Origin of the sequence: Antarctobacter sediminis (assembly GCF_019218285.1) — a bacterium.
Lineage (GTDB): Bacteria > Pseudomonadota > Alphaproteobacteria > Rhodobacterales > Rhodobacteraceae > Antarctobacter > Antarctobacter sediminis.
This window is the reverse complement of record NZ_JAHUZG010000015.1, coordinates 1-2724: the sequence shown is the minus strand read 5'-3', so window position 1 is coordinate 2724 and position 2724 is coordinate 1. Positions and strand designations below refer to the sequence as shown.

Annotated in this window: 1 tRNA gene and 2 rRNA genes; all 3 read left to right on the top strand. The window is 54.0% G+C overall.

Going from position 1 to position 2724, the window contains the following annotated elements:
* Positions 1-2288 (top strand): 23S ribosomal RNA (locus tag KJP30_RS24780); the annotation flags it as partial.
* Between the two features lie 153 nt (positions 2289-2441).
* Positions 2442-2556: ribosomal RNA gene (gene rrf / locus KJP30_RS24775) — 5S ribosomal RNA — on the top strand.
* A 48-nt stretch (positions 2557-2604) separates the two neighbouring features.
* Positions 2605-2681, top strand: a tRNA-Met gene (locus KJP30_RS24770).
* Positions 2682-2724: the final 43 nt, after the last annotated feature.

The following is a 2724-nucleotide window of genomic DNA, read 5'->3' as shown; positions in this document are numbered from 1 at the left end:
AGTGACGGCGTACCTTTTGTATAATGGGTCATCGACTTGGTCTATCTAGCAAGCTTAAGCCGATAGGTGTAGGCGCAGCGAAAGCGAGTCTTAATAGGGCGTCGAGTTAGATGGATCAGACCCGAAACCGAGTGATCTAGGCATGACCAGGATGAAGGTAAGGTAACACTTACTGGAGGTCCGAACCCACACCTGTTGAAAAAGGTCGGGATGAGTTGTGCCTAGGGGTGAAAGGCCAATCAAACTCGGAGATAGCTGGTTCTCCGCGAAATCTATTTAGGTAGAGCGTCATCCGAATACCCCGGGGGGTAGAGCACTGGATGGGTAATGGGGCCCCACAGGCTTACTGATCCTAACCAAACTCCGAATACCCGGGAGTACTAGATGGCAGACACACTGCGGATGCTAACGTCCGTAGTGGAGAGGGAAACAACCCTGACCTACAGCTAAGGCCCCCAATTCATGGCTAAGTGGGAAAGCAGGTGGGACGACCAAAACAACCAGGAGGTTGGCTTAGAAGCAGCCATCCTTTAAAGATAGCGTAACAGCTCACTGGTCTAATCAAGTTGTCCTGCGGCGAAGATGTAACGGGGCTCAAGCCATGAGCCGAAGCTTAGGATGCCGTAAGGCATGGTAGCGGAGCGTAGTGTGATATTGGACTTATCTTTACTATCGCATGTCGGTGACAGGGCGCGGTCAAACGTGCTCCAGCTGCCGATAGGCGGTAGCACAAGATAAAGTCTATTCTGTGAAGCCGGCGCGTGAGCGATCCGGTGGAGAGATCACTAGTGAGAATGATGACATGAGTAGCGACAAAGAGTGTGAGAGACACTCTCGCCGAAAGTCCAAGGGTTCCTGCTTAAAGCTAATCTGAGCAGGGTAAGCCGGCCCCTAAGGCGAGGCCGAAAGGCGTAGTCGATGGGAACCAGGTTAATATTCCTGGGCCAGGAGGATGTGACGGATTGTGGCGGCGTGCGTGCCTTATCGGATTGGCGCGTATCCAAGACAGTCCCTGGAAATAGCCCTCCATGAGACCGTACCCTAAACCGACACAGGTGGACTGGTAGAGAATACCAAGGCGCTTGAGAGAACGATGTTGAAGGAACTCGGCAAAATACCTCCGTAAGTTCGCGAGAAGGAGGCCCGGTGTCTGATCACCGGGGGCACAAACCAGGGGGTGGCGACTGTTTATTAAAAACACAGGGCTCTGCGAAGTCGCAAGACGACGTATAGGGTCTGACGCCTGCCCGGTGCCTGAAGGTTAAAAGGAGGGGTGCAAGCTCTGAATTGAAGCCCAGGTAAACGGCGGCCGTAACTATAACGGTCCTAAGGTAGCGAAATTCCTTGTCGGGTAAGTTCCGACCTGCACGAATGGCGTAACGACTTCCCCGCTGTCTCCAACATCGACTCAGCGAAATTGAATTGCCTGTCAAGATGCAGGCTTCCCGCGGTTAGACGGAAAGACCCCGTGCACCTTCACTACAGCTTCGCACTGGCATCAGGCACAACATGTGCAGGATAGGTGGTAGGCTTCGAACCAGGGACGCCAGTTCCTGGGGAGCCATCCTTGAGATACCACCCTTGTTCTGCTTGATGTCTAACCGCGGCCCGTTATCCGGGTCCGGGACCCTGCGTGGTGGGTAGTTTGACTGGGGCGGTCGCCTCCTAAAGCGTAACGGAGGCGCGCGAAGGTTGGCTCAGAGCGGTCGGAAATCGCTCGTTGAGTGCAATGGCAGAAGCCAGCCTGACTGCAAGACTGACAAGTCGAGCAGAGTCGAAAGACGGCCATAGTGATCCGGTGGTCCCAAGTGGGAGGGCCATCGCTCAACGGATAAAAGGTACGCCGGGGATAACAGGCTGATACTGCCCAAGAGTCCATATCGACGGCAGTGTTTGGCACCTCGATGTCGGCTCATCTCATCCTGGGGCTGGAGCAGGTCCCAAGGGTATGGCTGTTCGCCATTTAAAGAGGTACGTGAGCTGGGTTTAGAACGTCGTGAGACAGTTCGGTCCCTATCTGCCGTGGGTGTAGGATACTTGAGAGGAGTTGCCCCTAGTACGAGAGGACCGGGGTGAACGATCCACTGGTGGACCTGTTGTTGCGCCAGCAGCAGTGCAGGGTAGCTATGATCGGACAGGATAACCGCTGAAGGCATCTAAGCGGGAAGCCCCCCTCAAAACAAGGTATCCCTGAGGACCGTGGAAGACCACCACGTCGATAGGCCAGAGGTGTAAGCACAGCAATGTGTTCAGCTGACTGGTACTAATGGTCCGATAGGCTTGATTTGATCCAGTAACAGCAAGGTCAATACCAAACGGTAAAGACAGTCTGATACAGAGACAAAACAAGGCATACACACCAAGTGTACACTTCGACAGCGGCTCGAAAGAGCGTTGATTGAACTCGGGGATTGAAAAATCCCCGATTGATCTTTCCTCGGTTTGGTGGTCATAGCACGAGCAAAACACCCGGATCCATTCCGAACCCGGCCGTTAAGTGCCGTCGCGCCAATGGTACTGCGTCTTAAGACGTGGGAGAGTAGGTCGCCGCCAAACCTAGAAAAGATCAATATCTCTCTCTGTATGCTCCCAGGACAAAACCGGCGCGGGGTGGAGCAGCCCGGTAGCTCGTCAGGCTCATAACCTGAAGGTCGTAGGTTCAAATCCTACCCCCGCAACCAAATTAAAAAACCAGGCCGCACCTGAAAGGGTCGCGGCCTTTTT